General features: G+C 50.1%; 28 protein-coding genes and 2 tRNA genes. All 30 read right to left on the bottom strand.

The features are described 5' to 3' along the window. Window positions 1-3: 3 nt before the first annotated feature. The 30 genes from FC18_RS09015 to FC18_RS08865 all read right to left on the bottom strand — a co-directional run bounded on the left by FC18_RS09015 (window position 4) and on the right by FC18_RS08865 (window position 24,322). A complete protein-coding gene (locus FC18_RS09015; RefSeq protein WP_156660900.1) occupies window positions 4-3,375 on the bottom strand; it encodes a phage tail protein in 3,372 nt (1,123 codons plus the stop codon). Then, complete coding sequence (locus tag FC18_RS09010; protein ID WP_225353662.1) at window positions 3,375-4,874, bottom strand: distal tail protein Dit; 1,500 nt, start codon at window positions 4,872-4,874, stop codon at window positions 3,375-3,377. The genes FC18_RS09015 and FC18_RS09010 overlap by 1 nt, the downstream gene beginning before the upstream one ends. Window positions 4,875-4,882: 8 nt before the next feature. Beyond that, complete coding sequence (locus FC18_RS09005) at window positions 4,883-9,265, bottom strand: phage tail tape measure protein (protein WP_056976116.1); 4,383 nt, start codon at window positions 9,263-9,265, stop codon at window positions 4,883-4,885. Window positions 9,266-9,383: 118 nt separating this feature from the next. Next, a complete protein-coding gene (gene gpG, locus FC18_RS09000; RefSeq protein ID WP_054677369.1) occupies window positions 9,384-9,791 on the bottom strand; it encodes a phage tail assembly chaperone G in 408 nt (135 codons plus the stop codon). A 74-nt stretch (window positions 9,792-9,865) separates the two neighbouring features. Beyond that, a complete protein-coding gene (locus tag FC18_RS08995) occupies window positions 9,866-10,471 on the bottom strand; it encodes a major tail protein (RefSeq protein WP_054677366.1) in 606 nt (201 codons plus the stop codon). A 30-nt stretch (window positions 10,472-10,501) separates the two neighbouring features. Beyond that, window positions 10,502-10,924, bottom strand: coding sequence for a phage tail protein (locus tag FC18_RS08990; protein WP_225353657.1), 423 nt, complete (start codon window positions 10,922-10,924; stop codon window positions 10,502-10,504). Then, the gene (locus FC18_RS08985) at window positions 10,925-11,302 is read right to left on the bottom strand and encodes an HK97-gp10 family putative phage morphogenesis protein (RefSeq protein WP_054677365.1); all 378 of its coding nucleotides are present in this window, start codon (window positions 11,300-11,302) and stop codon (window positions 10,925-10,927) included. Continuing rightward, complete coding sequence (locus FC18_RS08980; protein WP_054677363.1) at window positions 11,299-11,622, bottom strand: head-tail adaptor protein; 324 nt, start codon at window positions 11,620-11,622, stop codon at window positions 11,299-11,301. Before FC18_RS08980 ends, FC18_RS08985 begins: the two co-directional genes overlap by 4 nt. Next, complete coding sequence (locus FC18_RS08975) at window positions 11,609-11,953, bottom strand: head-tail connector protein (RefSeq protein WP_054677361.1); 345 nt, start codon at window positions 11,951-11,953, stop codon at window positions 11,609-11,611. Before FC18_RS08975 ends, FC18_RS08980 begins: the two co-directional genes overlap by 14 nt. Window positions 11,954-12,122: 169 nt before the next feature. Beyond that, entirely contained in the window at window positions 12,123-13,301 is a 1,179-nt protein-coding gene (locus tag FC18_RS08970; RefSeq protein ID WP_054677359.1) for a phage major capsid protein, read from the bottom strand. 39 nt (window positions 13,302-13,340) lie between these two features. Beyond that, the gene (locus tag FC18_RS08965; protein WP_054677357.1) at window positions 13,341-13,949 is read right to left on the bottom strand and encodes an HK97 family phage prohead protease; all 609 of its coding nucleotides are present in this window, start codon (window positions 13,947-13,949) and stop codon (window positions 13,341-13,343) included. Beyond that, window positions 13,894-15,144 (bottom strand): phage portal protein, encoded by a 1,251-nt coding sequence (locus FC18_RS08960; protein ID WP_056976114.1) that lies wholly within the window; start codon window positions 15,142-15,144, stop codon window positions 13,894-13,896. The genes FC18_RS08965 and FC18_RS08960 overlap by 56 nt, the downstream gene beginning before the upstream one ends. Window positions 15,145-15,352: 208 nt before the next feature. Continuing rightward, complete coding sequence (locus FC18_RS08950; protein ID WP_056976113.1) at window positions 15,353-17,062, bottom strand: terminase large subunit; 1,710 nt, start codon at window positions 17,060-17,062, stop codon at window positions 15,353-15,355. 12 nt (window positions 17,063-17,074) lie between these two features. Further along, window positions 17,075-17,527, bottom strand: coding sequence for a P27 family phage terminase small subunit (locus FC18_RS08945; protein WP_054677352.1), 453 nt, complete (start codon window positions 17,525-17,527; stop codon window positions 17,075-17,077). Between the two features lie 156 nt (window positions 17,528-17,683). After that, window positions 17,684-18,478, bottom strand: a complete 795-nt coding sequence (locus FC18_RS08940) for an HNH endonuclease (protein WP_156300817.1) — start codon at window positions 18,476-18,478, stop codon at window positions 17,684-17,686. Window positions 18,479-18,592: 114 nt separating this feature from the next. Further along, window positions 18,593-18,650, bottom strand: a tRNA-OTHER gene (locus FC18_RS08935). Between the two features lie 54 nt (window positions 18,651-18,704). Further along, window positions 18,705-18,775: transfer RNA gene (locus tag FC18_RS08930), tRNA-Gln, on the bottom strand. 214 nt (window positions 18,776-18,989) lie between these two features. Then, entirely contained in the window at window positions 18,990-19,394 is a 405-nt protein-coding gene (locus FC18_RS08925; RefSeq protein ID WP_054677348.1) for a hypothetical protein, read from the bottom strand. Between the two features lie 157 nt (window positions 19,395-19,551). After that, window positions 19,552-19,869, bottom strand: coding sequence for a hypothetical protein (locus tag FC18_RS08920; RefSeq protein WP_054677346.1), 318 nt, complete (start codon window positions 19,867-19,869; stop codon window positions 19,552-19,554). Next, the gene (locus FC18_RS08915) at window positions 19,866-20,057 is read right to left on the bottom strand and encodes a hypothetical protein (protein ID WP_054677344.1); all 192 of its coding nucleotides are present in this window, start codon (window positions 20,055-20,057) and stop codon (window positions 19,866-19,868) included. Before FC18_RS08915 ends, FC18_RS08920 begins: the two co-directional genes overlap by 4 nt. 12 nt (window positions 20,058-20,069) lie before the next feature. Next, entirely contained in the window at window positions 20,070-20,384 is a 315-nt protein-coding gene (locus FC18_RS08910; protein WP_054677341.1) for a hypothetical protein, read from the bottom strand. Continuing rightward, the gene (locus FC18_RS08905) at window positions 20,377-20,568 is read right to left on the bottom strand and encodes a hypothetical protein (protein ID WP_054677339.1); all 192 of its coding nucleotides are present in this window, start codon (window positions 20,566-20,568) and stop codon (window positions 20,377-20,379) included. Before FC18_RS08905 ends, FC18_RS08910 begins: the two co-directional genes overlap by 8 nt. Continuing rightward, window positions 20,555-21,025: a DUF1642 domain-containing protein gene (locus tag FC18_RS08900; RefSeq protein ID WP_054677337.1), complete on the bottom strand. Its 471-nt coding sequence runs from the start codon at window positions 21,023-21,025 to the stop codon at window positions 20,555-20,557. Before FC18_RS08900 ends, FC18_RS08905 begins: the two co-directional genes overlap by 14 nt. Then, window positions 21,022-21,282, bottom strand: a complete 261-nt coding sequence (locus FC18_RS08895; RefSeq protein WP_054677335.1) for a hypothetical protein — start codon at window positions 21,280-21,282, stop codon at window positions 21,022-21,024. Before FC18_RS08895 ends, FC18_RS08900 begins: the two co-directional genes overlap by 4 nt. Then, complete coding sequence (locus FC18_RS08890; protein WP_054677334.1) at window positions 21,272-21,577, bottom strand: hypothetical protein; 306 nt, start codon at window positions 21,575-21,577, stop codon at window positions 21,272-21,274. Before FC18_RS08890 ends, FC18_RS08895 begins: the two co-directional genes overlap by 11 nt. Window positions 21,578-21,727: 150 nt before the next feature. Further along, window positions 21,728-22,051 (bottom strand): hypothetical protein, encoded by a 324-nt coding sequence (locus FC18_RS08885; RefSeq protein WP_054677332.1) that lies wholly within the window; start codon window positions 22,049-22,051, stop codon window positions 21,728-21,730. Then, window positions 22,041-22,406 carry a hypothetical protein gene (locus FC18_RS08880; RefSeq protein ID WP_225353654.1) on the bottom strand — a complete coding sequence of 122 codons (366 nt, stop codon included), beginning with the start codon at window positions 22,404-22,406 and terminating at the stop codon, window positions 22,041-22,043. The genes FC18_RS08885 and FC18_RS08880 overlap by 11 nt, the downstream gene beginning before the upstream one ends. Window positions 22,407-22,411: 5 nt before the next feature. Continuing rightward, entirely contained in the window at window positions 22,412-23,092 is a 681-nt protein-coding gene (locus FC18_RS08875; RefSeq protein WP_054677330.1) for a hypothetical protein, read from the bottom strand. 85 nt (window positions 23,093-23,177) lie between these two features. Next, window positions 23,178-23,699, bottom strand: coding sequence for an Lrp/AsnC family transcriptional regulator (locus FC18_RS08870; RefSeq protein WP_054677327.1), 522 nt, complete (start codon window positions 23,697-23,699; stop codon window positions 23,178-23,180). Beyond that, complete coding sequence (locus FC18_RS08865) at window positions 23,696-24,322, bottom strand: hypothetical protein (RefSeq protein WP_056976111.1); 627 nt, start codon at window positions 24,320-24,322, stop codon at window positions 23,696-23,698. The genes FC18_RS08870 and FC18_RS08865 overlap by 4 nt, the downstream gene beginning before the upstream one ends.

Here is a 24,322-nt window from a genome sequence, read left to right as displayed (position 1 = left end):
CTCCTATTTAAGAATTCCGCTGAGCGGGTATGGTTTCCCGTCCCTCATCAAATACAATTCGGTTGAACCAAAAAGTATTCCGACCTTGCCTTCCTGATTCGTTAATGCAGGATAATACGTGTTGTTAGATACCATTGTCGTAAATTGCAAATTCTGATAAGCACCGCCATCCGGCTTGAACGGGTCATGAGTGTTCACCACTCGGCTCCAATTACCGCCCTGAACCATGTAAACGGCGCTAGAGCCATACGCGAATCCTGCATTACCACTTGCACGCCCGAAATACGGGTAAGGAGACGTCGTAGCGTTGCCGCTGAGATTTGTTTTAGCAAACGATAATTCCCCATTAGCATTTGGAATGTGAATATTTTTGTCAAATTGAACCGGGTCGCTGAATTGAAAACCGGCCACGGTGTCGTCGCCGATTGCTTTGGCTACGTCGCTGCGCCACCATGCTAATTTAATGGGGTAATCGCCATCTGGACCGTTAGCATTCTGCGCGCCCCATGCCATGTAATCACCCTTCGCTTTCAAATCGAACAGCAAACCATCGTATTGTTCGTGGTCGACCAGGTTATTGGTGTGAATCCACCCGATGTCATCTCCACCTTGTTTTAAAAACATGCCTGAGGTATCTAGTTTTAAGCTGTCCAGACTGTTGTTGACCTCTGTCAGGAAGAAATCCCCTTCCACATGCGTGTCACCGGTCAGGTAAAGATTGTCCCCGCCGAGCCAAACCTTGCTGGTTGACCCGTTACCGGCGATTGATAAGTAACCACCATTAGCCTTCAGGTCAATGCTTGCCAGCCCGTTCGCCACACTGGAGCTAATCTGCGTGGTTAGGCTGTTCTTGGCGTCCGTCAACTTCTGGTTCCACGTATCGGTTGTGCTGGTCATCTGGTTCTTTAGTCCGCTCACCGAATCGTCAACCGTTGCCTGCCAGCCGGTAATGTCATCAATCGTGGCACCAAGATTGACTGTCTTTCCGTCCACACTCTCGATTGAGGCGTTAAGCCCCTTGGTCGCCACATCAATCTGGGCTTTCACGTCCGCACTCGTCGCCCGCAAGTCGATTAAGTCCGATAATTGGTTGATTTGCGTGGAAGTGTTGGTCGTCAAGCTCTCCACACTCTGCTGAATCCCGTTGGCGAGCTTGGTGGTTGCCTCAATGTTGCCCTCTGCGTCAGTCAGGCGGTCGACGATGGACGCCGTGCCGTCTTGGATTTGCACCGCAAAGAGTGCTTGGAGGTTGTCCTTGCTGATGGTTGCGTTAACCGAGTCCGACAGCACATCAAACTTCGATGATATGCCGGTGACAGTGTCCTCAACCTTGGCTTGGAAGCCATCGATTGAGTCAGTCAGCGTGCTGATACGTCCGTCCGCTTCAGTGAGCTTCAAGTCGTAGCCGTCGTTGTACTCCTTAAACTGCTTATCAACCTCGCCCTTGTACGTCCCCATAGTTGTCTCGAGGTCAGTCTTAGCGGTGTCGATAGCAGCTTGCTGAGCGGTAGCTACAGCGGCATTGAGGTCAGAAACCTCCTTGTCGTAGTACGCCTTATTGTCAGTCAGCTTTTGCTCAAGCTGTGCGGCCTCAGTGTCTGCGTTTGCCAGCCGCTCATCAATCTCGGCCTGAAACTTCTTACCCTGCGCAGAGTCCTTCTGGAGACCCTGCGTCGCATAGTCAATCTTCTGTGCCAGTGCGGCGTCCGCGTTCTCCGCTTGTCGCTGCTCAATCAGATAGTTACCCATGGTAGCCACCCGTGTGCCCGCCGCGCGCGACGTCTCAATCTGCAGCACCCGACTACTCAGGTACGTGCCTTCTTCGTCATCGACGATGTGGACGGTATCGCCTAGACGCACCGTGTCAGGTAGCAGTGCAATGTCAGTCTCGTAGTTAACCGCCGGTTCGTTGTGAGCCTTGAGGTCGGCAAGTGCTAGATCTAGCGTTTTAGACTGCACGTCGTTGTAGAGTGCGACTTTACCAGCGTTCAGGTCAGTGATGTCAGAGTTATCCTTGTCGATGGTCGCGTTGTAGCCCTTAATCTTGGCGTTGTAATCCGCAATCTTCTTCTTATATCCTTTAATCGCTGCATTGGCAGCCTTGATGTAAGCCTGCTGCTTAGCTATATACTTGCTCTGTTTTGCCGCATACTTGTCCTGATTTGCCGCCAGCCGTTGCTGAGTAGCAATCTGGTTCGCCAGCGATTTTACATGGCTTGCTGTCCCACCCTTAGCAAGTTCAGCCTGCAATGACTTGACTTTCACCAGATAAGCGGCCTTCTTCGCAGGATATGTGTACTTCTGCTTCTTCTCATACGCTGCGATGCGTGCGTTGCACTCAGCAATGTACTTCTGCTTCTTCGCAATGTAACCGTTCTGCGATTTGATATATGCGTCGGTCGCGGTAATCTTTTTCTTCTGGGACGCAATGTCCTTGTTCTTAGCTTCGACTTTATCCGGGTACTGCTTGTACTTTGGATTATCGTCTGAAGCCGTGTCCAGTCCGGTTGTATACTTCTTAACCCGCTGTAGGTGGTGCGTGGACGGGTCGGGGTTATCCTCTGACAGAATCCGACTCCACTTATGCACGGCCACGGTGTCCCGGAGAATGCCGTCAGACCCCAGGACGTAGCGGCCATCATCGCTCTGCCAAGTCATACCCTTAAGCGTGATTGGATTACCGTCTTTATCATTAACGTCAGACTTGGCCTTGACGCTGGTAAACATGTCGTAGATGTCGGTGGTGCTGGTCACGTTGTTTACGTTGATATCCCGTACCAGTTCAGCGTTGGTCTGTGAACCACGTGCGGCATAGATGTCAATGTACTTGTGCACCGTGTGGTCGGTGTCAATGGTGAAGGCGAAGTCTAGCTCTGCTCCAAAATCAGACGCCACATTTAGTGCCCGAGCAAGCGCAGTTTCGTCCTCGTTGTCATACTTTAGTTTCAGTGCTTTTTCGGTAACCTGATTAAGCCGAATTTCCCAACCGCTGTCCCATGTGAATTTATCTACATAGTAGTCGATTGTGTATTCATCATCTGCGTCATACGTATCTACTGTTTCGTCGATTAAATCCGCACCAGCAGTATCAGCAGACAGCGTGTACGTGTAATTTAGTGGGTCACGGACAGACTTAACAATTTCCATCACAACGGGATTCTTGTCTTCGTCCTTATACATCACCAGATTACCAATTGCTCCGGTTTTTGCCGCCAACAGTACTGTGTCCGCGCTGTAAGTCAGTTCCAATGTTAGATTGCGTGAACCATTGATAGTCACAATTTCATCATCAGAACTAATGCACAAACCATCAACGCTGTCTGTCGGCACCGTCGCAATCAGTCGGCGCATTCTATCCACAAATAAATAATCCACTAGTAATATGCCTCCTCAAGTGTGACTTCGACTTCCGGTGGTTCGGCCCATGATGACGGGATAACCGCAATCGGGGTGTACGGGTCATAAACCTTCAACGCGTCCCAATTGTTGCCAACCGTGTACAACTCTGATTCCACGCCGTTCAGGTAAGCCTTACGGTGCGCGGGGTCAACGACAAACTCATCGCCTTCGTTGAAGAAGTTCGGCTCGTTCTGCGTATACTCGATATTCGTCCATGTGAACTTCGTGTCCGTCCAGTACATATCGACTGGCATAATCTCGCCGTAAGCCATCATCCACTGGGTGATGCCATCAATCGGCACATCAGCCAAGCCATCGACATTCAGCGGATGATTGTACGTGTAACCCGCCTTATATGACGTGTCGCTAGTCAGCTTCGTAATCTGTGCGAACTTGTACAGCACGCTGTCGCCTTGCCGCGTGATTGATGCCTCAAAGAACGCGCCTGACTTAGCCGACAGCGTGTGCGTGTCGATGATTGTCGTCCCTTGCCAGCACTCTATAATCTTCGTCTTCCCATAATTGCTGGAGTCGCGAATTACGATTGAGAATGCCGGTAGGCCGCCACTTTCGAGCGTGAACTCCTCACGGCCCATACCGTCACCGGCCTGAAACTCCGCCCGGGCCTTGTAGCTGAAGTCCGTTGAATCTGGGTCTTCGGTCGGTTCGGGTACATCGAAGTGCACCGCTGGCCCATGCCAGTTAGACACATCCATGCCACCGGCCGGCGTGCCATCGTCGAACGCGCTGGTAGCCGCTTCCTTAGTTGGCCCCTCGCCATACTGCAAGGTGCCTACCATGTGATTGGTGTACTCGTCACCGTCCTTAAACAGCCGCTGCGGGTAGACCGTCACACAGTTGGCGTTCATCGCGTAGCCGTCAGCGGTCGGCTCACTCCGGTAGTCAATATTGACTACCTTGCTGGCCTTGCTCTGCTCGGTCTTATCCACTTGCTCAGGGTCGCCGAACTCCACATAGCCCTGCGGTGTTCCAATCTGCACATAACCGTTTTCGGACTTCATCGTGACTTTATAAATCGGCCACGCTGGTGCAGTGCCAACGTTCGGTAGCTTCAGTGGCGAGAGTCCAGAGACTACTGTCGGGGTAGTCGCGTGCGCCAGACCATCGGGGACGATGAAATTGATTGTACCCGAACCAAGGTAGTAAGCTCGCTCTAAACTGATTGAACCATCAACTTTTGCCATCCAGTATTCATTCGGTGCATCCGAGAATACCAGCTTTGCGGGTTCGCTAGTGTACAGTAGCGGTGCCATACGCTTTTCAAACTCGCGCTGTGAGATTGTTGACACATCATAATCCACAGTAATTACGCGTGGCTTAAAACGCCCATATTGAAAACGGCCACCGTTAGAACGACCGACAGTGACCACCGTATTTTCCACTTCGGGAAGCGCACCCCGTTTTGGATTAAATTGCAAAAACCGGTCACCAATCTGGTTTCCATTAAAATACATAATCGTCATTAGATGTTCACCCCTCTACTGCGGTTGTACAATCTGTTTGCCCGCGCTTGCTCATTGGTAACGCTCTTCGCAACCCAGTGGCCAACTTCACGACTGTTATCAAGCTGAACGACTCCTTCGATTGACGGCGTGTAATCCAGCAATTCAGCAACCAGCACATTGAGTGTCTTAAGTGCTTTTGCCACACCATCATCTGTGGTGGAGCTGGACTGAACGGTCACCGCCTGCACTGTCTCACTGTGGAGATTTTGCAGAGTAGTGGTTGCGCCGGTAAAGTCAGACGTCCCGTTAGCAAACTTCGGAATCCCGTACTTGCGTGCGGTAGCAGTGGCAGTCTCAATCCGCGCGTGACGTGGAAGTGCCATGACCACGTTGCGGCCTTGTGGGATAAAAGTCTCACCAGAAGGCAGCGTGATTGCTTCGCGGAAAGTTCCACCGGTGGCATCGTTAACCACGGCAAGACCGTCGTTGAAATCGTTTGAACCGGTCTTCTTATGCTTACCAGTAATCACGGATTTGATTGTCTGAAAAATGGCTTTATACCAAACTGTATGATTTTTCTGCTTGCTAAATTCTTTGGACGCCTTGGTAGCACGGTTGGCGTTAGCACTAGCGTGGTCAACACCCTTATAATCCTTCGTCAGCACTGGTGTGCCGTTGAAACTCTTGAGTGTGCCCATGCTGGTTTTGCCGCTCGCCACAATGCTCTTGGAGTCACCCTTGAAAAATTTGGTGTCAACTTTTTTGCTGTTGTTCTTGCTTACCGCGTCCTGTGACTCTTTGGACTTGTTCTTGACGTCCTTGGCGTCACCCTTGAATACTTTAGTCTTGGTTTTCATTTTGTTGATAAACGCAATTTGGTCTTCAGCGGATTTGCTGGACGTCTTAACGCTCTTTTCATTTGCCTTGAACATCTTCTCAGCAACTTTTACAGAGTTGTACTTACCTAGATCAAGATTGGACGCTGCTAACTTCTTACGCGCATCGGCGTTATTAATCAGCAGTTTCTTTTCTTTGTCCGGCAGCTGATTCCAGAGTTTGTACTTGATAACGGCGTCGGCGAGCTGTGGAGTGCCCTTGGCGTTGACCACGGCACTCTTCTCTTCCATCGTCAGACCGTTCCACTTACCAGACTCAGCAAGTGCGGAGATGATTGGTGCTGTTGCCTTGTTTTTGACAATTGCTTGCTGCTGTTTCAGCGTGAGTTTTTGCCACTTGCCAGCCTCAACCAGACCATTTACCAGCCCGCTGTAATCACCGTGAACAATCGCTCGCTGTTCCTTGAGACTTAGCGAGTTCCAGTCCACGTACTCCTCCATGATGTCAGCCAGTTCATTGCGGCCTTGGACGCGAATCACCGCGTTCTTTTCCCACGTTGGCATCGACTTCCACTGGTCGCTTGCGGTTAACGCGTCCACAATTGCCTGCTTAGCATTGCTGGAGATTTTCGCATATTTTAGCTCAAAAACCAGCTTGTTCCAACCAACCTTAGTGTTTGCGGTGTCCTTGAGCACCTGTGAAAGATTAGTGACAACCTTCCCCGTCTTCGGATTAAGTACCAGCGAGTTCCAGGCATTACCAGCCTTTTTTGCACTGGCAGACATGCCGTCAGACACAGCAGCGGCAAACTGCTTGTTACTCTGCACACCCTTGCTCATCGCCTTGGTATATGCATCCATGGAATTTTCAGCGGCGGTTTCAGTTAGGCCGTAGTCATTTTGAAGCTGTTGCTGGACTTCATGGTTACTCATGCCTTGCGACTTCATCGCCTGAATTGCGCCTTGATAGATAGTGTTGAGTTTCGACTGGTGGTCTTTCTCTAATCCTTCTAGTGTGGCGTTCTTTTCGGCTTTGGTGAGCTTAGCATCGTTCTTAATCTTGGTTTGTGCTTTGTTATAGTCAATTGCTTCTTGCTGCCACGCAATCAGTGAGTCTTGGCGTTGTTCAGCAGCTTGCTGAGCAGTCATCTTGGTTTTTTCACCAAGAATAGCCTTTAGAACATTTTTTTGCTCGGAACCAGACAGCTTCAGGGTCTTAATCGCCTTCTGAGCGTCATCTTTACGCAGATTATCCAGAATTTGAATCTGGTCGGCAGTTAGTGCTTCGCCGGTCTTATTAGCAGAGCGCGTGATGGATTCAGCCTTTTTAGTGTTGGACTTCATCTGGGCAATGCGTTTATCATCGGCGGCCTTTTCCTTGGCGGCGGCTTTTAGTAACGCGTCACCGGCAGAACCACCGAGTGACTTAGCAAGTTTCTTAGCGGCTTTATCGGATTCAGTGGCGGCCTTTTGTGCCGCCTTAGTCATCGAATTAAAACCTTCTGCAATCTGCTTTGCGTTAGTCTTGGCGGACTGATTAGTGTTGTCGAGTGCACCCGAGATTTCGCCGGAAGCCTTCTTAATCGCACCAGCAGACTTGTCGGCAGAAGCACCAATATCGCTACCCCACTCTTTAGTGCGGTTGGCTGATTCAACAGCACCCTCACCCCAGAGCTTCCACGCTGCATAGCCAGTACCGGCAACGGCGGCAACACCGAGAATTGCAGGTGCAATTGGTGCCAACGAAGCAAGCAAACCGGTGCCAGCAGCACCAGCAACACCTAGTCCATCGGCAGCCACACCAGCGGCGGGGGCAACCTTGAGTGCTTCAAAAGCTGTCTTGCTAAACGCGGATTTGATGATGCTGAAACCGCCCGCGCCAAGCTTAGCGGCAGTGGTTGCTCGGCCTAATCCACCAGTAACAGCACCAATAGCTGAACCGGTGCCATGCATCACGTTGAACACGGAACCTAGCGTTCTTGCGACCGGCCCAACTGCGGCAGCAAATAGTCCCCACTTAATGATTGACTGTTGCGTGTGGCTGTCCATTTCGGAGAATGACTTAATCACCTGTGTTGCTTTGTCAATTAGCGGAGTCAATGTCGGCAGTAATTTCTGACCAATCGTAATGCCTAAAACGTTGATTGATTCTTTGAACTTCGCAACCTTGGCAGCTTGCGTGTTATTCATGGATTCAGCAATCTTCGCGGTTGTCCCACTAGCGTTCTTCGCGTCAGAAGTCATCTTGCGGAGTGCGTCACCACCTTCGCTAATCAGCACATTCATACCAGCTTGCGCGTTGGTACCGAACGCCGTAGCAATAGCGGCAGATTTCTGTTCTTTCGTCCAACCGGTGGTGTTCTTCTTGATCTTGTCCAGCATATCCGGCAAGGTCAGCGTGCCCTTCTTGAAGTCAGCCACGTTAATACCCAATTCCTTGAACCCTTGCGCGTTCTGTTTGGACGGCTTCATCAATCGGGTTAATGCACCACGCAACGCGGTACCAGCAACCGAACCTTCAATCCCTTGGTTAGACATGAGACCGATTGCGGCCGCTGTTTGTTCCAATGAGATACCAGCGGAATTAGCCACTGGCCCAACATAAGTCATGGCTTCGCCCATGTCTTGGAAACCTGCGGCAGTTTTGTTTGCGATCAGCGTCAGGCTGTCGGTTACGCGTTGCGTGTTCTTGAGCATCCCGGCGGTAGAATTAGACTTCAACCCGAACTGTTCGAGTACGGAGGTTGACACGTGCATAACATCGTTGAAGTCATCGCCAGAAGCCTTGGTTGCGTCCAGAATTGACGGCATGGCACCCATTGTCTGTTCAGCCGAATAACCACGCTTGACCATCTCGGACATACCGTCGTTGATTGACTTCGTGGACGTGCCATATTGAACCGCCCACTTCTTGGATGATTCGGCCATCTTATCGAGTTGTGCGCGGTACTTCGCAGTAACCGTGCCACCGTTGGTCAATAGCGGGCCAATACTGCTAATTTGACTGTTAAAATCAATCGCTGACTTAGCAGCGGCAGTAAAACCAACGGCTAGTGGTGCTGTAACGGCCATGGTTGCCTTAGAGCCAAAGCTGGATAATGCGCCGCCAATCTTACCGGTGACCTTCGAGAATGCCATCGCCTTTTCAGAGAGTTTTGTCCACGATGATGATTGGAGCAGAATCTCTTTGTTCAATGCTTCCATGCGATTCTTGTTGTTGGCAATCTGGGCGGCGGTCTTGTTGAGTGCGGCGGCGGCATTAGCCTCACGAGTAGTGAGCTTCTCCATGTCATCGCCGCCCTTAGCAACCGCTTCGGAGCGTTCCTTCAAGGTCTGCTGTTCAGCCTTTAATCGAGCCTGGAGTTGCTTGGATTGACGTTCCAAAGTTCCGTAGACAGTCTTCATCCCGTTCACGGACTTTTCGGAACCCTTGAACGCGATGTCCTGCGCTTTCAGTTCGGCGGTTGTGGCTTTGATTGTAGACGATAACGTGCGCGCTGATGCCCTAAACGGGTCAATGTTTAGTGAGACAGTGGCGGCCAAATGCCCTAAACTTCCTGCCATAATTTACCTCCTTTCTACATGAATAAGAATGGGAACGCTTTGTCGATAGTCGTTTCCTTTTCTTCGTAAATATCATTCAAGGTCTTCAAATCACGGAACGTCATCTTGCCGATGTCGGCTAGTTTGTAACCGTCTGCAAGTCTGGCTTTGTAGAAGTCGTAGATGTTGTTGAGCGCTTCTTGGACGTCCGTGTCTGTGATTTTTTTGCTGGTTCTTCCGATTCCTCGCCGTCATCCAGTGCATCCGCAATGGCCTTGTTGATTGAATCAAGGGATTTCAAACTCTTAGTAGCACCAGCAATTACGTCAACGCGGCTGAATTGACCGTTCCAGAAGTTGACTGCGAAATTGGCAAGGTTGGCTTCGTTTGCGTCAAAGTCGGCATTCGTTGGGCCGTCTTCACGGGCGTACATGCGTAATTGCTGTTGCTGAACCTTGAGTGCGGCAGTGGTGTCACCCAGTCCGGGTTCACCGTTGCGCACAAACTTATTAACCTGACCGTTAATGTTCAAACTGATTTCGTACATATTTTTTCCTCCATCGCCCGCCGGTTGCCCTACTGTGTATTTACTAGGCGAGCTTGCTGTCTATCTAGAATTCGCTACGCTTTTGGGATTTCAGTAATCGTTGCTTCGTCAGCTTCGGCAGGGAATACCCACTTGTGGAACTGTTCGAAGTTAAATCCTTCGTTGTCTTCACGGCCAATCAGCACAACGTTGCCGTTGTCAGAATCGCCACGTGGAATGAAGGAACCTTCGATGGAGTCTGCCGTTGGGTCTGGCGTGCCGTCAACCGTCTTGGTGTCAACGGAAGGCAGTTTGAACATACCCTTGAGCATCCCAACCCATACGTAACCACCGCCAGATAGCTTGGTGCGGAACAGTGTTGCTACGTAGTTTGGCGTGAGGTTCTTTGGGTAGACTTCCACACCATTTACGACCTTGATGTTGTACAAGTCCTGCTTCATCTGACTGTTAACATCGTAGTTTTCGATGGTTTCAGTGGCTTCGGTAATACCACCAGAAAGAATCAGGTATGGGCCATCGTCAGCGGCCAACGTCTTAGTTTCGGTCGTGATGTCCATCTTTACAGAACTAAGGCCGGGAACCTTAGTTGTCGTCTTTACGAGTTCGTCGTCACCGACAATCCCGTATTCAAATCCAGAAGCACCAAATTTGGCTTGCTTCTTTGGAGTTACGTCACTCATGTTTTTTCCTCCTAATTAAAAAAGAGACCCCTAAACGGGAATCCCTTGTGATTGAAAATATGCTGTTACCATGCGCAGTTGCGGTGTGTCGTGGTCAACATCTGAATGATGGTAAACCCGCTCCCAACCAGCGGCGTGCATGGCCTTACTAATTAGCGTGTCAATCTCTGACGCTTGCGGCAAGAGTTCATTCTTGCACCAAAAATCAACCTGCACGCGTGGATATTCAAGGAAGCGATCATCGTCCGCGTCCGTAGTCTCATCCCCCGGTAAATCGGTAATCCTAATCCACGGAGAGAGTGCAACAATATCCGCATCGGTCGTGTTGTCAAAATCCGGTGTGCCAATGTAAATGCCACCTAGTGGGTCGGTGGTTCCGCGCACATCTTCGAGTTTTTGCGTTAATTGTTCGCTACCAAAAAGCGCATCATAAACCAGATTTAATGCGAGCATTTAACCACCTACCTTTAAGTGTGATAAAAACGTCTCTAGCACCTTGCCACGCGTGCGTTCCTGTGTTTCTTCCACGAAGTGCTGTGGCGATTGCTTGCTAGTCCCATTGTTTGGAAAGTGCACGCGGTAACCGGTGTCTGTCCCATAGCCAACGTCAGATTCAAGAATCCCACCACGGTCGCGAACACCCGTTGCTCGAATGTCGTCACGCATGTGGGTGGGGGCATCGGTTTCACCCGACCAGACAGGCGTGTCAGTCTTCAAAGCATCGGCGAATGTCTCTGCACCGTCACGAATTGCTGCGCGGGCGTTACGTTGAACGCCGTTGTCCAGTGCCTGAATCTTCGCCAGCAAATCGCCATCGCCAGTAACAGTCATGACCCCACCTTCTTCGCGGTAATAGTCGTAATGTCGCGGCGCTGATAATCTGGATCTAGACCGGTGATTTCGTATTCACTGCCACGCCACTTAATCCGCCATGTCGGTTCGATGTCCTCATCGGTTAAAAACCGTACGATGAACGTGGGTTTTTCGGTGCGAATGCCCAAGTCATTGCTGGCCTCACGCATTGGCGTCTTAGGCACTTCCGCCCAGACCGTCATGTGCTCGGTTTCGGTGTTGCTTGTTGGTACGCCGTTCACAACGCCCCGACCATACGAGATGAACGTAATGCGTTCGCGCATGTTAGTCGTTCGCATCGTCAGACACCTCCGTTCGAAGCTGGTTAACGATAGCAGAGACTGTATCTAGCAGCGGATAGCGCATAACGTCTGCACCTTCACCGCGATAGTCGTACTCTTCCTTGACCTGCTTAATAACGGCTGTAAAAAATCGGTCACGTGTTTCAGGCTTTTTGAGTAATAATTCAGGGGCAATGCCGGTCTGCACGGCGCTGGCAATCTGTGTTGATGCGCTGGAGATTAGTGCTTCCAGCATGTCATCTTCCACAGTTTGGTCAATCTTGCAGTACATTTTCAGCACCGCAAATTGTGCCGTGGTCAGGCCGGCGTGTTTTACTTCGTCAACCATTTACGCCACCTCTATTCAGCGGGAACAAGGGCCAGCAAGTCAGCCTTCGCAGTCTTGCCGGTGAAGGCAATGCTGTGCGCTGTCAGCCATGCCTTGATTTCATCAACCGTGTTACTGCTAGTTGGCTTAGTGTCGCCGTTGGGGTCAAAAGCCGCCGGAGTGTCCGGCTCTACGCTTTTGGGGCTGTGTAGGTCAGGAAGAATCCAGCCTTGGTGTCGGCAGTTGCTACGCCAAAACGCATACCCGCGCGCAGGTACTTGTCGTAGATGTCGTTATCAACCCACTGAATGTCAAGGTCGGCACGGTCTGCGAAGATGATTGCGCGTGGCAAGTCGCCAAGGAAAGCGTGAGCTTCACCAGCGGCGCCGAGTACGGTGTCACCGACGACCACAACACTCATGCCCAGAACAGTCTTACCGGATAGGCTAATGATGGAATCTTGGAGCAGGTAGCGACCATTACCATCCTTCACGGTGTCAAGGAAGTTGTAGAAGGACTGGGAGACAATCAGCGCACGGTTGTATGCAGGGTCGAGCGCTACGTTGTTGATTTCCTTAAGGTCGTCAATGGAAGAAACAGTCTTAGCAGCGAACTTCTTCAATTCGCCTGCAATTGCTGCGTTTGCGGTATTGCGCTTGAGCTGTTGGCCATTTTCGTTGACGATGCCCACCAGGTCGGCTTCTGCATCGTCGATGTCTTCTTGTGAGATAGGAATAGCGCCACGGTAGGTTGCGACCTTCCAATCAACCTTGTCAAATTCAGGTTTAGCAAGGGTTGGGTTCTTTTCGAGTTCTTCCACAGTGTGAAGAACGCTGGTAACGTTCTTGAGCGTTGGGTAAACACCCTGTGCGTGCTTTGCAGGGATTACGTGGGTGAATGGCTTGAGGTCAACAACCGTCTGCAATTCACGCTGTGGAACGTAAGACTGGTCAACTGGAATCAGGAACTGGTTGTCCGCGGACTTAACACCGGTGGTGGTAGGGTCGGCAGAGGCTTCACCGTCACGGAGCATGTATGCTGGAATATTCATTTCCTTGCCCAGTTCCTTGCTACGGATGAACGCGTTGATTTCCTTGCGGCGTTCGTCTGTGGTTGGCTTGTGGGCAACAGTCTTAGCGGGTTCCTGCTTGCCTTCGAGTGCGCCTTCATAAAGGCTGCGCTTTTCTTCCAAGTCCTTGATTTCGGCAGATTCCTTGTCGAACGCTGCGCGTGCTTCCTTAGCCTTGACAGTGGCGTCTTCGGTGTCCTGTTCGAGCAGAGAGCGAACTTCTGCCTTGTGAGCTTCCGCAGAAGCTCGCTTTTCGTCGAGTTGCTTCTTAATGGCAGCTAGTTTTTCATCTAAAGTCATGATTGACCTCCTGTTTTTTGGTATAAAAATAGGCCCCGACTAGTCGAGACCTTGCAACAAAATCATTTTTTCACGTTCAGTCTGCCACTTTGGCGGCAAATCGAGCGCTCTTACTGCGTCTAGTGACCGTGCACTGACTTTCACTTCGGTGTCTGGATATGCTGGCGTGGTTACGGGTGAAACGTCATAGATATGGTCGATTGACCGAATCAGGCGATTGTACGGAGCTTCAGCATCACCGTCGCGGGTCCACTTTTCGGCATCGGTGTTGTCTGGAATGGTAAACGCAAAACTAGACTGACTGATAATGCCCGCACGCACGTTTTCAACCAAATCGCGACCAAGTTGGGTGTTTGGCGGCGTCAGCTTGTACCGCAATCCCGTTTCGTCCACAGAAAGCTCAAGGTTAACGCCGTTACGTCCGAGAACTTGCGACTGATCGTGGTTGAACAATGCCACGGCATTACGCATGTCGGTGTTGTCGAGCGCGTGCGGGTCAATCCGTTCGCGGAATGTATATTCGCCAACACCCATCGGGCTAGATGCACGATTGAATTTCAGCGCGTAGCCTTCAATCACCATTGGCTGGTCATCAGTCGCTTCCCGAATTTCCATTGGCGTTGTGGTTGTTCGAATTTCCTTTGTCATTTTCATCACCTCCCTTCGATGCGAGGTAAACACTGCGCTGGTCTAAAAAGATTGTGTTCAAGTCAGTTTCCAGTTTGTTCATATCTGGCAAGCCGGTAGCCTTCATGCCCAAACGCTTGCGACTTTCATCACCGACAATAACGCCGTTCTTTTTGAGCTTAACTACGTCATCGACAGACATCCCAGCAACGGCACTAGTGTCAAAGCTGATTGAATAGTTATGTCGTTGCTGGTCATCAAGTAGCTTCATCTCGAATTCAGTCGTAATCGGCATAAAGTAAAACGGCAAATCGTTCTGCACGTAGTCGTCAGACAACTGCTTGACGGACTGGTTCGGGCTGTTCTGTGCCAACCGGAACGCCGGAACGCGCAAAGCCTTAGCAATCTGTGCTGTGGAGTAGTTGTTACTGGTAATCAGGTTTAGTACGTTGGTGTCAACTTCAAGCGGTGTGTAGTCCATAGTGTCATCGACCACAATCGGCGCACCAGCAGAGGCACCAGCCTGTGCTTTCTCAAAGTCTTGCCGCATTTTACGGCGAGCATCAGCACCGAGCTTACCCTTTGCCTTCAGGATTGACCCTTTCAGGCCGTCAGAGAAAAACTTTTGCAACGTGGACACACCGGAATCTTGCAAGCTAATTTCTTTGCCCAGTGACAACAGCGGCGACCGCCCACGAATCGTGTCATAACTGAAAAACTTCCAGTGAATCACGTCTGCTGCTTCGCACACCTTTTGCACACCCGAGTTGTATGGCGTGAATCGGTACACGATTTGTGCGGGGTCGTTGTCGTCAATCTGTGTCTGCGATGGTGCGTAGAACTCAAACATCGCCGGTTCGCCGGTTAACGGGTCACGCACAATCCGCGAATACGCGTTACCAGACAGAATCGCATTCACCGCCATGCTGAATTTCCACTGATAAGCGGTCAGCCGGTTATTAGCCTTCGTGTTCATCAGATACTCAACGTTTTCCAGTGAGACAATTTTGTCGTTATTGCGGTCTTCCACGACTAATGGAAACCGACCAATATCACCCGCAATAATCGAAACGGCAGTCAGAACGTCCGAATTGCGCAATGCACCGATACCCGTGTACCCATGGCGTGTGGACGGTAAAATTCCTTCATCGAGCAAACTGCCCGCCCAGTGTGGGTCGGTATTAGTCGCATAATCAATACTGCGAAATAGCTTCATTATTTATCACCCCCTTTCATCGGGGAGCAGTAAAACAGTGGCAACTAGCACGATTAATCCGCCAAGCGTATACAAACCGATCGTAGTGGAGATTCTAAAACTGGCGATTGTGATTATTGCCATCCCCGCAAGCAGAAGTAGAGGGGCGATGTTAGTCACCAGCCAATACATAGCGGTTAATATTTTTTGATTCATATAATCGCCTTCCTTAAAATCCAAAGTCATCGCTGAACACGTCTTCGTCATTCAAAAACGCGTCAACATCTTCAGTAAATGCAACCGCATATGCGTCCAGCAGCGCGTCCATCATGTCAATCTTATTGGCGTATTTATTCTTGTTAATCCGCACACCGTTGTTGTCGCTAATCAGCACCGCATTCATCGCGGCCATCTGCATTAGCTGGTTACCACTGTGTTGAATTTTGCCGCCGATGATGTCATCACGGAACTGTTTAGTTGGCATCGACAGTGTGAGCGTCCCCTGACGTACCGCAACCATCGGCCATTCAGGGTGGTTCTTTTCAATGGTTGTTAGCATTGGCCCGAATTGGTATGGGTCATAACAAATCCCCTGCACGTCAATGTCGTTGCGTTCGATAAAGTCTTCCAGCCATTCATAAACACGGTCGTTGTCAATAATTCCGGATTCGAGTGTGGTAATCTCGCACTCGCCGCGTTTTTCGGCAGCTAGATAGTCCATTTTGTCGGTTTTAATCTTGTTTTCAATGCCGCCCTTGCTGGCGATGAACGCATAGCCGTCCGCAAACCAGTGACCTTCTTGCAAAACCAGCCACGTAATAGCGAACAAGTCACTTGTACGACCTACGTCAATGCCGAACCAGACTTTTTGGCCGCGCAAATCGGGTTTTTCGTCCGTTTCAGCGGATTTCCAGTCTTCAAAGTTCAAATAACTATCCTCGGTGGCTTGTCGCCAAATATTGAAGTTTTTGACTAATTTTGCGTTCAAGCTGCCATCTTCGCGGGCTTGTTCGAGTTTTTGCGCCAAATAGTCGTGAATTTGGTCATGCAAAACGTCCACATCCATCAGTGGGTTCGATTTAATCCACTGGCGTTCGTCATTAATCTCTTCGACTGATTCCTGTTCAGCAATAAACGCGAAATACCGCTCGCCCTCGGCTTCGCCAGAGAGCACCTTTTTAGCGTATGGGTAGTTCTGCGTGAACATCGGCACGTTCATGTCGAATCCGGCAGTGGAGATGATAAACGTCAGATAACTAGGTAACAGCACCTGCCCAGAAGCGAGCGTTTCGAGCATGTCGGTTGTTTTGGCGTTCGCATATTCGTCCACGACAGCGACGTGTGGCTCATAACCATCGACTAGACCCGCATCGCGTGAGAAGCTGCGAATGGTACTGCCGTCATCCAGATTGGCCATCTCGTCACGCATGATTTTCGTCATTCGCTTTATTTCCGGGTCTTTTCGGCAGAGCGCCCGTAATCGGTCTTTGACCATGTTAAACACGATGCTGGCCTGTTTGCGGTCGTTGGCGGCGGTATATAGTTGACGCTTGTTAGCGGGATTCTTGCCGAATAGGAACTCATAGAGTAGAACACCCGACACTAGCAGACTTTTACCGTTTTTTCGGCTCATACTGATAAACGCATCCGTGAACCGTCTGATTGTGTGGTCGTCTTTGTCCACCCAGCCGTATAAAACGCCAATAATGAACTTCTGAAACGGTGCTAGTGGTTGTGCCTTGCCGGATTTCGGTTCAGGTAGGAGCTCCATGAACTTCACAGCCTTGCCAGCAAGCTCCGTATCCCATACCCAGCGCCAGTCGGTACGTTTTAAGTCGGATTCCTGGCGTTTGACCGCCTGCAGTACCGCTGCGGACGTTAGCAAGCGCCCGTCCAGCACACGTTTTATAAAATTTGGGGTCGGGTCTGTGAATTTCATCGTCTAACCTCCCTATCCAAACATATCCGTGAGTGACTTCTTCTCTTTTTCCACTTTCGGCATATTCATCGCCATACGGCTGTTAACGTTCAAACCTAAGTCGCTCGCCAGACCCTTGATTGCGTCCGTAGCCTTGCGTAGCTGGCTCAAATAGCCTAAATATTCCTCTGTACTGCCATCGGCCTGTGCTTTATTCATCGCGTCCACGATGTGACGATAGCTCGCATACCACGTGCAATATGCTTCAAGTTCAGTACGATCCAAGTTCCGTAGCGGTAGCTTACCAATACTGCCCACGATGCGGCGGTATTCGGCTTTAGCAATCGGTTCAAGATGTGCTGGCGGTGTCTTCTGCAATTCCGGCAAACCATCAGCAGCTAAAATCTCGGCCTGCATCTTTGCTTCCTGTTGAAGTACGGTTAAGTGCCCTTGAGATTGGGACAGTATCTTTTGTTTTCTAGCCATTACCCACTTTCACCTCCTAAATAGTAAGAATATGGGATGTACCACCACAACATCCCCTAAAATTGATGGAAATTGGGATGCAAAAAAGAGGCTGTCCGTTCAGGAGCAGCCGAAAATGTAGCCCCCGAAAAAATAGACGGGGGTGGGGTGGGGATTTTATTGCGCGATAATTTCGAAGCCGGAAAATTTTCCTTCCGATTTTTGCTCATCAATCCGTGACATGACCTTCACAAGTTCAGGAACGTTTCTGTGTTGTTTGTTCAATCGTTCAATACAAACTTCTTTTGATGTGTTCAGCATGAGATGATGCAAGTCTCGACTGACTAACAGACTATCGAGCTTCTCGTCTGGAAACGTTGTGATAATCCAAACGTTGTCGAAGGTTTGTTCTGCCTTGAGCTTGCGAAGTATCAGTTCACGAATAAGCGTTACATAGTCGTGAACGTCAATGTTCTTGATGTGTTCAGGCAGCCCAGTAAGTGCGTGCATGATAGCATCGTAGTCGAAGATTAAGTCATGGCTTCCACAGTGGTGGGCAACGTAGGTTGTCTTGCCGCTTGCTGGATAACCAGCAATCACGTTGATGCGCATCGAACGCTTCACACCTTTCTTTCGCTTAGCCGTCTCGCGCCGCGTCTTGTAATAGTGGCAATCCTTGCACAGTGATTGCAGGTTGTCGGCATTCAGCCGGTCATCCCAATCGTCTTCGCTTGGAACAACGTGATCCACGAGCGTTGCCTCCATACCACATCGTTGGCAGATACCATTGTCACGCTCCAGTATTTGTTGCCGTAAATGTAGCCACTGTGCTGACCGATAGAACGCCACGTACTTGCCGTTAGTCTGCGTCCGGTGCCTGTTATATGCGCGGTCTGAATCCTGACGCGGACGATAGTCTAGTGGTACGAGTTTGCGGTGACCATTAATGAATACGAGCTTAGTCTGCACGATGGTAGCCCTCCAGTTCACATAAAAATAGCCACCCATGATGTGAGTGACTATCGACTGTTAAGATGTATTGTGCGGATGATAGTCCACCAATAAAATATTTACGGCTGTGCCGTATGTGCCAGGCGGGAATCGAACCCGCGACGTTAAGCTCTACCAACTGGGCTACTGGCACTGTGGTATTGAGGATAGTCAACCACGTTAGTGCTCTACGCACCTTCTTAACCTAATGGAATAGCAGGGCTCGAACCTGCGATTAGAGGTTCAAAGCCTCTTGCCTTACCACTTGGCTATATTCCAATATGTACCCCGGTTGCCCGGGTGAGTGTGGAGAGATGTAGTCGGTGAAGAGTCCGACTACAATGCCACCCAGCAGTTTGACCTGACCGGGTGGTGTCGCAGTGATAGGGCACTACGATATTGAGCTTAATCGCGAGATAACAATCAACAGATGTCTACTCTACTAATATAAGGCGTTGACAAGTGCAATTGAGACCATTTTTGTGACAATTTATTAAATACCCAGTTCGTCAGCAAGTGTTTCAACAAACCGTGATTTACGCTTGCGCACAGTTGGCGTGGGCATGTGCAGTAGGTCTGCCACTCCGTCCACGGTTAGCGTTGTACGTGGCTTGAGATACAGTTCGTTGATAATTCGAAACGTGTCTGGGTCAGTATTCGCCAAACATCTTCCCACGGCATCATATTGAGTCCGTATAGCGTTTAAACGCCGGTCGTCGGATAACTTCACCAGCAAACGTTCCTGTCCATTAGAAGAGCTAGGACGGCCGCCTCCGATGTTATTGTCTTGCTCGTGCCACGGGTGGAGGATTTCGTCTTCGCGCTCGTGCAGATATTTTGGCACGTTCGGGTAGTCTTTGATGATTTGAATCAGATAGTTAAACTTTGCTCGTTCCAAGATTTTTCCTCCGCTGTAGACATGATGATTTTTGTTGATCATTTCACAGCCGCATACAGTTTGCGAAATTCCGTGTTAGAGATAATCAGAGTTCCGCCGATAATCCAGTCGCCGATACTGACAGGCTTATCGTCGCGGAAGTACGCTGGCGCGCCCATCATTCGCGCCTGAAATTGGTTAGATGCCTCCCACACATAGGGCAATAGTGAATGATAATGAGTTCGCTAAAGTTCCACATCTCAACTGCGCCACTTGGATTAACATACAGTCGCTTCCAACCATCACTATCGGCAATCCAATTATCATCATCGTGGCAGTACGGGCAATCAGGGTCGCCATCAGTGGCGGCATCGTAGAGCGCACGCATGTCCCGCTCAAACTGCTCGGTCATCGGCTTAGCCATACCTAGCTGGAGGCTGATTGCAATCGTCCGGTTGACCAGATAGTTAAATATGTCTTGTTTGGTTTCAGTCATCGGTAAATCACTCCCTTGGTTGGTATGCGCAAAATTTCGTCTGGATTAAGCACATTGTTTATTCCGAATGAAATGTCAGCGATAAACTGTGCCGATAACTCATCCGGCAATTGCGCTGCACGTTTTAGGAAATAGTCCATTAAATCACTAGCTTTAATCTTCGCGTAAGCCTGTTTGGTTTCAGTCATTCTCGCGCCTCCTCAGATGAAAAAGTGTAGTAGGAACATTATTAACCACGACCATAAACAGATGAACACTGCTCCGATTAATTCATTCCACGAGGTTTTGCTGTTCTCCATATCTCTACGTTTAGTAATCAGGTAATTAAAGAATACCAGCAGTCCCCACGTGACCATGATGGTCAGCCGTGGACCACCGAAGGTTGGCACTACAAAGGTATTCCAGCCATATTTGGCGACACATGCGTCTAACAGACCAAGTGGAATGAGTAGTAGGAGCATTAACCATGACGGCACAGCGCGCTGGAAAACGGTATCAAGGTCTTTATCAGTCATTTCGTTCCTCCTGCATTAGTAACCGCCGTAGTCGCCGCCAGCGTTTGAGCGTGGGTGCGATAGGCTTGCCCCATACGCCGTGGAAGTACTTGGCGCCATCCATAACCATGAACCAAGTCCACGTTTGCTTCGTCGTGGCTGTGTGCAAGGTGAGCTGTACCGGATTGCTGTTAACTTTCTTCATGCTGTCCCTCCTCAATCTGGTAGCCATCGAGCCATGCGCGAGCAAATGTGTCTTGATGGTCAACAATCCATCGTTCCCAGTCCCGCACGCCATCCAAGCCACACGCAGTCACGTTATCGGCTACGTGGTAGTAACAGTCAATGATGCCCCATGTGCCAGCCTTGGCCTTCTGGATGTAATCAGCTACCTTCTGCGGAATCACAGGCAACTCGGCATACGTTGCATGGAAATCTTCGTCAGACATGAGCCATGTGGCATAGTCGTTAGGCACAGCCCAGTCGCCAACTTTCAATTCGTCTTGATAGATGAAGTTGCCTTCTGTGTCAAAGGCGTTCCTGAGCCAGACCTCATTGTTTCCTCGCTCACAGCCAGGAAGCATCTTTTCTGCCATCTCCGCAGACCCGTCAAACTGCTCTGCGATAACGAGACCGCGCTTGTAGTATTTGTGTGCTGTCACCGTTCCACCTCCGTGAGTGTGTAGGTTTTTCCGTCAAGATCTATCTCATATGGATTTCCTGCTATATTCCACCGAATGACTTCCCCATACTCGCCACTCGGCTTTTCGCCCATCGCTTCCACGATGCGGTCGCGGTCGGCGGGAGTGATGTCGAACGAATTGTTGCTCCGCAATCCGATGTACGGGTTGTCACCGCCCTTGATTACTTCGACTGCTTCTGTGTTGATGTAGTCCCCGCTGTCTAGCTTAATTAACATTGTCGGTCACCTCCGTGCTTAAAATTTTCAGGGCAGTGTTCGTTTCAGCCTCAGTCAAGGAGCACCTTTCAGGGTGTTTGAGGTTTTCAAGCGCCTTGGCAAGGTCATAACTTCGGCCCTTAACTACCTCTTGGTTTAAAAGGTCCTCAATTACCAAATGACGAACTCGCGTGCCGATACCATTCTTCGCCATTGCTTCGTCGACACCAGATATGAGTTCTGCCTCGGTCGGGCCAATCGCGTATGTGTTCAGCATTCTGTCTGCCCACGTGGAGAAATGCTTAATCCGCTTCATCTCGCACCTCCTGATGCTCGGTGAGCACGAACCTTATAATGCCAGTGTATTTGCAAATATCGCTGATTGGGAACCCGTCAACGCTCAGCCCTGACAGTTTCGTGTGGCCATCATTGCATTCAACCCAAATTTCTGTCGTGGTAGTTGCCATCAGTCCTCCGCCTCCAATTTCACGATTTCGCCTGTTTCTTCGACCTGCCAGACACCTAGCGCCCATGCACGGGCAAAAACGTCTTCGCTGACGCGCGTTTCACCATCAAGCGCATCCTTTAACGAATGGTGACTCATTTTGCACCATGTCAACCATTCACTAACGTCTTCCGGAATCACCGGCAGATTATCTGGCAAGGCGGCGTCATATTCTGAAAGATATTGATACCTTTCCAAGTTATAGTTACTGTTTCTCACAAGCCCGGTCGCTACGAAAAAATCAAGAGCCCTGTTAAACACTTCCCGCTTCGTCTCATTGCTCATCGTCGGTCACCCCATGGCCGTTAATTAACGGTGAAAATGCCATGGCACCATAATCTATTCCGCCTTCATGATAAATAGTCGGCTCAAGTTTCCCAGATTCACCTAAAGTAAGCATGATTTTTGGCTTCATAGCCTTTACAATAAGGGCACGATCGTTTTTAGTGATTGGGACGTCAGGAGTGTTAGCAAGCCTGTGGCCATCTTGTTCTGAGGCTACGTGGTCGGCTGCGGCACGGTCGGTGGTTATCGCGCCTGTGCCAGCAACGGCAAGGCCGAAGTAACCGTTATTGCGGTTAAAGTTCCAGGAAAACCCTAAATCATTGTTCACCATGTATCCCCTAATAAAATCACTCATTATTCTTACTCCTTAGCTGCATACGGCAGTCCAATACGATCAGTCACCGTTTTTACAAAATGCCGGTCGCCAGCCTTAACTAGCAGCGTCCACACGACATTTAGCTTTCCGCCTTGCACTCCTCTGCCACGAAGGTCGCTTTCGGTTACGCGCGAAGTGTTTGCTGACCCGTAACCGTTGATGACGGTCATACTGGTTTCGTTTTGGTTGATACCTTCCACCTGAAAAGGTATTTCGTAATCGCTGGCCGCATTAATCGAGACACCGCCTTGTGGCAACGTTGAATAATTCTGGTTCAAGCTGTCTTGTCGCACGCCGTTTGTGCTCATTTTTGTTGATACTAACGACACATTTGCATATACGTTATTAACAACTAGTTGCAGATTATCTGGCAGGCTTGCGACTCCCAATTTGAGGTCAACCATCGACTGATACGTAAAACGCCAATTGTTTGCGAGGCTCTTGTCAATCGCGTATGTGGTTGTGAGCGGAATTTTCACTCCGTCAAAATCAATCACGTGCGCAATTGTAATGCGCTTGGTTATTGGCGTCTTAGCCTCGACCGCTGCTTTCTTGCCAATCTGTGCGTCGGTTTCACTGTTCAGTGTCACATTCGAATCTTCATCACATGCGGCCAATATAATCGCCATTACCAAGGCGGCGAATATTGCCATAAATTTCTTCATTCTTCTTCCTCCTGCTCTCTTAGCCATTCCTCGTACGCCCATGCGGCGCCTGCGGGGATTCCTTCTGCTGTGTCTTTTAACTCGTTCATTTCCGTCCAACTCCTCTGTGCGTCGTTGTCTTCACACCCACACCAGCGGGCACGTGCTCGCCACGGTGCTGCTTTGTATACTGGATTATCATCATGCCCGTTGGTACCAACTTCAGCAGTCCCACGTGTCTGCGATGTTCCAGAATCTGCATCGAGATGTTCAAGTGCCCTGCAATCTGGGCCAGCGTGCCGGTGTAGTCATCGCAGCGGAACAGCTCCACCTGATGCCCACGCAGTTTACCGGTGCGCCGGAGTTTCTCAATCAGCCGCCGTACTTGCAGCACGCTGATGCCTAGCTTGACGGCGATACGTTCATTCGGCAATCCGGCGTAAAACATATCCAGTAGCTTCTGGTCTTGCACGGTGGTCTCAGAATTGTCGGCAACCTCGCCCACGCGGAGGATAGATCGTACCCGTTTGGCGCGTGGGTCAGTCGCTGGCCACGGCTTGCTATGGTACTGCGCATTTAGCTCGTCCATCAGGTGGCACGCTTCGAGCATATCTTCGTGCGAAGTCATAGGCGGGCCTCGGCCTTCTCGGCGTTGATAATCTTGGCGATAGAGTGCAGCGAGCAATGCAAATCACTAGCAATGTCTGTTCGCCTCATCCCGCGCGCCAGCATGGGTGGAACCTGATCATTCAGGTAGCGCCACCGTTCAGCCGGGAAGTTGATGTTGTCCTTGGTGCAGTTTGCCTGCAGCGTGGTCATTGTCATACCGAGCTTTGCACAGGTTGCCTTTTTATCCATGCCGTAAGCCGCGCAATGCTTAATCTGACCGATTATCTTTTTACGTTCTTCCGCAGATTGATTTGCAGTGCCACTTGCATACACAGATGTCATCGACTTGCCAAGAATGCCAGCATAGTTTGGATTCTTGCTGTCCCGGGGCATTCTGGACACCACCTGCAGCCATTTAATGGAAACTGAGTGCTTGCTGCCAAATACGGTCTTTGCCCATTTTGGAAATCGTTTTGTCGTAACCACCACCGTTCGCTGTAGGTGGGCTGCGGTCACTTCTGCTGGCCATGCGCCGCTAACTACCGCTCCACTGTCAGGGTTTTCCAGCTGGTGCACTATCACTTGGTCACCAGGGCGGAACAACTCATATGCCGGTACTTCACTCAACTTCTTAACTGCCAT

The organism is Lacticaseibacillus sharpeae JCM 1186 = DSM 20505 (genome assembly GCF_001436225.1).
Taxonomy (GTDB): domain Bacteria; phylum Bacillota; class Bacilli; order Lactobacillales; family Lactobacillaceae; genus Lacticaseibacillus; species Lacticaseibacillus sharpeae.
Note: the sequence above shows the minus strand (reverse complement) of the source record. Positions and strands in the feature narration are given on the sequence as shown.

Coding starts and splice junctions, on each gene's coding strand:
- FC18_RS08960 (WP_056976114.1), bottom strand. CDS start 15,144: ATGAAGCTATTTCGCAGTATTGATTATGCGACTAATACCGACCCACAC.
- FC18_RS08915 (WP_054677344.1), bottom strand. CDS start 20,057: ATGACTGAAACCAAACAGGCTTACGCGAAGATTAAAGCTAGTGATTTA.
- FC18_RS08890 (WP_054677334.1), bottom strand. CDS start 21,577: ATGAAGCGGATTAAGCATTTCTCCACGTGGGCAGACAGAATGCTGAAC.
- FC18_RS08990 (WP_225353657.1), bottom strand. CDS start 10,924: ATGCTCGCATTAAATCTGGTTTATGATGCGCTTTTTGGTAGCGAACAA.
- FC18_RS08920 (WP_054677346.1), bottom strand. CDS start 19,869: ATGACTGAAACCAAACAAGACATATTTAACTATCTGGTCAACCGGACG.
- FC18_RS08885 (WP_054677332.1), bottom strand. CDS start 22,051: ATGAGCAATGAGACGAAGCGGGAAGTGTTTAACAGGGCTCTTGATTTT.
- FC18_RS08995 (WP_054677366.1), bottom strand. CDS start 10,471: ATGAGTGACGTAACTCCAAAGAAGCAAGCCAAATTTGGTGCTTCTGGA.
- FC18_RS08905 (WP_054677339.1), bottom strand. CDS start 20,568: ATGAAGAAAGTTAACAGCAATCCGGTACAGCTCACCTTGCACACAGCC.
- FC18_RS08950 (WP_056976113.1), bottom strand. CDS start 17,062: ATGAAATTCACAGACCCGACCCCAAATTTTATAAAACGTGTGCTGGAC.
- FC18_RS08870 (WP_054677327.1), bottom strand. CDS start 23,699: ATGACTTCGCACGAAGATATGCTCGAAGCGTGCCACCTGATGGACGAG.
- FC18_RS08865 (WP_056976111.1), bottom strand. CDS start 24,322: ATGGCAGTTAAGAAGTTGAGTGAAGTACCGGCATATGAGTTGTTCCGC.
- FC18_RS08980 (WP_054677363.1), bottom strand. CDS start 11,622: ATGCGAACGACTAACATGCGCGAACGCATTACGTTCATCTCGTATGGT.
- FC18_RS08970 (WP_054677359.1), bottom strand. CDS start 13,301: ATGACTTTAGATGAAAAACTAGCTGCCATTAAGAAGCAACTCGACGAA.
- FC18_RS09005 (WP_056976116.1), bottom strand. CDS start 9,265: ATGGCAGGAAGTTTAGGGCATTTGGCCGCCACTGTCTCACTAAACATT.
- FC18_RS08910 (WP_054677341.1), bottom strand. CDS start 20,384: ATGACTGATAAAGACCTTGATACCGTTTTCCAGCGCGCTGTGCCGTCA.
- FC18_RS08945 (WP_054677352.1), bottom strand. CDS start 17,527: ATGGCTAGAAAACAAAAGATACTGTCCCAATCTCAAGGGCACTTAACC.
- FC18_RS08880 (WP_225353654.1), bottom strand. CDS start 22,406: ATGAGTGATTTTATTAGGGGATACATGGTGAACAATGATTTAGGGTTT.
- gpG (WP_054677369.1), bottom strand. CDS start 9,791: ATGTACGAAATCAGTTTGAACATTAACGGTCAGGTTAATAAGTTTGTG.
- FC18_RS08975 (WP_054677361.1), bottom strand. CDS start 11,953: ATGGTTGACGAAGTAAAACACGCCGGCCTGACCACGGCACAATTTGCG.
- FC18_RS08965 (WP_054677357.1), bottom strand. CDS start 13,949: ATGACAAAGGAAATTCGAACAACCACAACGCCAATGGAAATTCGGGAA.
- FC18_RS08875 (WP_054677330.1), bottom strand. CDS start 23,092: ATGAAGAAATTTATGGCAATATTCGCCGCCTTGGTAATGGCGATTATA.
- FC18_RS08985 (WP_054677365.1), bottom strand. CDS start 11,302: ATGACTGTTACTGGCGATGGCGATTTGCTGGCGAAGATTCAGGCACTG.
- FC18_RS08895 (WP_054677335.1), bottom strand. CDS start 21,282: ATGTTAATTAAGCTAGACAGCGGGGACTACATCAACACAGAAGCAGTC.
- FC18_RS09010 (WP_225353662.1), bottom strand. CDS start 4,874: ATGTATTTTAATGGAAACCAGATTGGTGACCGGTTTTTGCAATTTAAT.